Source organism: Poseidonocella sp. HB161398 (assembly GCF_005870025.1).
Lineage (GTDB): Bacteria > Pseudomonadota > Alphaproteobacteria > Rhodobacterales > Rhodobacteraceae > Mangrovicoccus.
In genome coordinates this window covers 1-3,158 of sequence record NZ_VATA01000170.1, presented here as the reverse complement: position 1 = coordinate 3,158, position 3,158 = coordinate 1, and the positions used below count along the sequence as shown (strand labels likewise).

Sequence of the window (3,158 nt, the reverse complement as noted above, 5' to 3'; positions counted from 1 at the left end):
TTCCAGATCGGCAGCACGTTGTAGCCCGCGCCGAACTCGGCCTCGGACCCGTCGCGCATGCCGATCACGTTCAGCGCGGGCAGCATGGTCATGTAGGCATGGACCGCGCGCTGGTAGAAGAGTTCGGCAAGCAGCGACTGCGCCTCGTCTTCCGCCAGCCAGTTGCCATTGTTGATCTGTGCTGCCAGCGGCGGCAGGACCGCATCGCCGTCCTGTGCAAGTGCGGGCGCCGATACTGCGGTGCCGAAGCACAGCAGGCATGCGGACGCAATGCGTCCGGTTCGTTTTGACATCGTATCCCCCAGTCCCCAACAGGCCCGCCGGCCGGAAGGTGCACACCTACCTCCGGAGAGCCCTGCGGAAAGTGTGCGCGGAACATGCCTTTGAGTAAACACGTGAAGTATGCAGATACTGCCAAACCGGTCGAAAATGCGGTCGGCGGGGATCAGCCGCCAGGCCGGGTGTGCGACGGAAGCTCGCCGAACAACTCCCGGTAGAGCCCCGAGGCCCTGCCGGGCTCGGTCAGTCCCCAGCGGCGCTGCAGCACCGCAACTGGCGTGCCTGCATCCGCAAGGAGATCCCTGCGGAGCCCGTGCAGCCGGAGGCGCAGCACATGGCTCATCGGGGTTTCCCCCAGCTGCTCCAGGAAGGCGCGGTGCAGCGTTCTCGGCGAGGTCCCCGCGGCCTGCGAAATCGTGCCGATGGTGAGCGGCCGGTCCGGATGCGCCTCGATGAAGTCGCGCGCCCGCCTGGCCAGGAGCGCGTGGCGGCCCTGCCGGCGCGGTCCCGCGATGCGCTGCGCGGGGCGGGAGAAATGCGGCAGCAGCGCGGCGAAGAGCGCGTCGTGCAGCGTGCCGGGCTGGCACATGCCGCCGCGATGGACCGCATCCAGCGTTGCGGCAAGGGCTGCGATGCGGTTCTCGCAGAGCCTGTCGGGAAGGATGCCCGTGCCGCCGAGCGTCATCCGGTCGATGACGGCGCCGCGCTCCTCCGCAATCCGGTGCAGCGTCTCGTGATCGAGCGTCGCGGCCAGGTACATCGACCCCGGCGCATAGAGGGCGTCATGTTCGTCGCCGGGCCGGAACAGGCCGAGATTGTAGGAGGCGATGTCCTGGCCCCAGTGCCGCGACCCCGCCCCAGTGCGCAGCGCGACGCCGAAGGTGATCCGGTCCTGCGAAAGCGGCCCGCGCAGAGAAACACGGCTGTCGATCCGCCCGCTGGAGAAGGTGACGCCCTGATCCTGCGCGAACGCCAGGGAGCAGCGGAACGGTCCGCCCGACATCTGCAGTGCCTCGAGCCCCGCATCGCGAACGGCTTCGCCGAGCTCCTCGACCCGGTGGATCGGGGCAAGGCTCCAGGGGCTGTCAGCATGGTTTCTTCCGAGCGTCATGGCAATCAAGTCCCGCATGCAGATCGCGAGTGGAGGGGCAGTCCTGCCCGGGACAATGACAAACTGTCCTGCCAGGGTGCAACTCGTCTGGCCGCAGCCACACCTCTCCTTCTCATGGAATCCTGACGTAGCCCGGCGGGATCAGGCGCACGTCGTGACCCAGCGTGGCAATCTCGCGAGCCCAGTAGTGGGCAGTTGCACAGGCCTCCATGCCAATCAGGCACGGAGCGAGCCCTGCCAGCGTCTCGCGCCGGAGCTCGCGCCGGACCTTTTTCCTGACCACGAATTTCGGGTGCGGCGCCATGAGGCTGGAAGACGGACTTGGCAGTATCGATGCCCAATGTTCTGATCTGCGTGTGGATGGCCCCCCGTTTGCTGGGGTCAACACCACCAGCATGGCACATTGCGATGCCGGTGGGCTGGACCACGCCATCATGCCGGGACATGGGCACCTCCTGTCGCAGTCGACTCTCCATCCGGTGATGTGCTCCAATACCGTAGACTGAGTCTGGTTTCCTGGATGAACTTGTGCTGACGTTTCTTGTTTTCTTGACCGCGATGGTGCTGATCGTCTGTTCGTCCGGGATGCTGTCCGTGGTGATTGGACCCAAGGCTTGGTTCATCGGCGGTGTTGCGGCATTGGCATTTGCGGGTTGGGTCGCGACACACGTCGGCATTGCCCCCTTGGCCGTTATTGCCGGACTGATTTTCCTCGCGCCCTCCGTGTTCCTTGCGGCAATTGCCATCGTCTGCAACGCCAGGAACCGGAAGCTCCCGCCCCAGGAACACAAGACGTTCGGCGAAGTGGCGAAGGCTGCCCTGCGGCAAGCCATGCTGTAGAAAGTCCCCCATTCGCGGACATGCAACGGGTGAGTTCTAACCCGGTTGCGACACCGGTTCGGGTTCAGATTAGCCTGGAGAGTTCCTCGCGAAAAGCCTCGGCCGGGGTATCGACTATCTCTGGCGCGCAGAGCTCACCCACAAGATGGCCCGCTCGTGACGCTCACAAAGGTGCGTGCGTCAGATTCCATGACTACCACAGCTTTGGCAATCGGGGAGCACGCCGCCCAGACCGGCGGCGTGGCCCGCAGCTTAGCGATGTCGTGCAAGGGCGGGCTTCGGTCATGCAGAGCGCCTCCCCCCGCTGGCGGCTAGGCGCGGGAAGAGGACTGAATAGCCCCGTTTATCGTGGACGCCTTCTTCGCTGATTTTGAGGCAGGGAGGCCATGATGAGCAGGACGAAGTTCAGCGACGAGTTCAAGCGGGATGCGGTCGCGCAGATCACCGAGAGAGGCTACCCCGTCGCCAGTGCTTCCGTCAGAAGCGGTAGGACAGGGTCAGCGCGGCGGCATGGCTCGTCGCCTCGCCGCCGAAGTAGCCGCCATATTCCGCGCGGATGTCCAGCGCGCCGTCACGGAAGAGCTGGACCCCTGCCCGCAGATCCAATGCCACCTCGTCCTGCGGCAGGCTCACGTCGATCCCGTCGGCGCCGGCAGCCCCCTGCAAATGCGCCGTCGCGTCCCAGTCGCCGTTGCTGCCCAGGGGCACGCCCGCCGAGATGAAGCTGCGCAGCGTCAGACCGGGGCGCAGCTCCGCACGGCCGCCGAACTCGACGGCCGGGGTCAGGACTGCCGTGCTGTAATCCGTCGCCTCGTAGTCGAGGCCCAGCCCGCCAACGCCGTCTTCCTTCCAGGCATCCGTACGGGCATAGAGTCCGTCGAGCGTCAGCGACGGGCGCAGGTAGAGGCGCTCGCTGCCGGCGGTGTAG

At 66.0% G+C, this 3,158-nt stretch carries 4 protein-coding genes and 2 pseudogenes; 2 read left to right on the top strand and 4 right to left on the bottom strand.

Annotated elements, in window-relative coordinates; all coding sequences use genetic code 11:
- The 3 genes and pseudogenes from FGX59_RS36310 to FGX59_RS39185 all read right to left on the bottom strand — a co-directional run.
- Positions 1-293, bottom strand: a 293-nt coding sequence (locus FGX59_RS36310; protein WP_206078553.1) for a hypothetical protein, incomplete at its 3' end; no start/stop codon positions are given.
- A gap of 152 nt (positions 294-445) precedes the next feature.
- Positions 446-1,390, bottom strand: coding sequence for an AraC family transcriptional regulator (locus FGX59_RS36305; RefSeq protein WP_171061018.1), 945 nt, complete (start codon positions 1,388-1,390; stop codon positions 446-448).
- Positions 1,391-1,511: 121 nt separating this feature from the next.
- A pseudogene (locus tag FGX59_RS39185) lies at positions 1,512-1,794 on the bottom strand (hypothetical protein); the annotation flags it as partial.
- Positions 1,795-1,918: 124 nt separating this feature from the next.
- Between FGX59_RS39185 and FGX59_RS36300 the strand changes: the two are divergent.
- Both FGX59_RS36300 and FGX59_RS39995 read left to right on the top strand, forming a co-directional pair.
- On the top strand, positions 1,919-2,230 hold the full coding sequence (locus FGX59_RS36300; RefSeq protein WP_138473405.1) for a hypothetical protein: 312 nt from the start codon (positions 1,919-1,921) through the stop codon (positions 2,228-2,230).
- Positions 2,231-2,616: 386 nt separating this feature from the next.
- Positions 2,617-2,718, top strand: a pseudogene (locus FGX59_RS39995) (transposase); the annotation flags it as partial.
- Here the strand turns inward: FGX59_RS39995 and FGX59_RS37995 are convergent.
- On the bottom strand, positions 2,708-3,158 hold a 451-nt coding region (locus FGX59_RS37995; RefSeq protein WP_171061017.1), incomplete at its 5' end, for an autotransporter outer membrane beta-barrel domain-containing protein. The pseudogene FGX59_RS39995 and the gene FGX59_RS37995 overlap by 11 nt on opposite strands.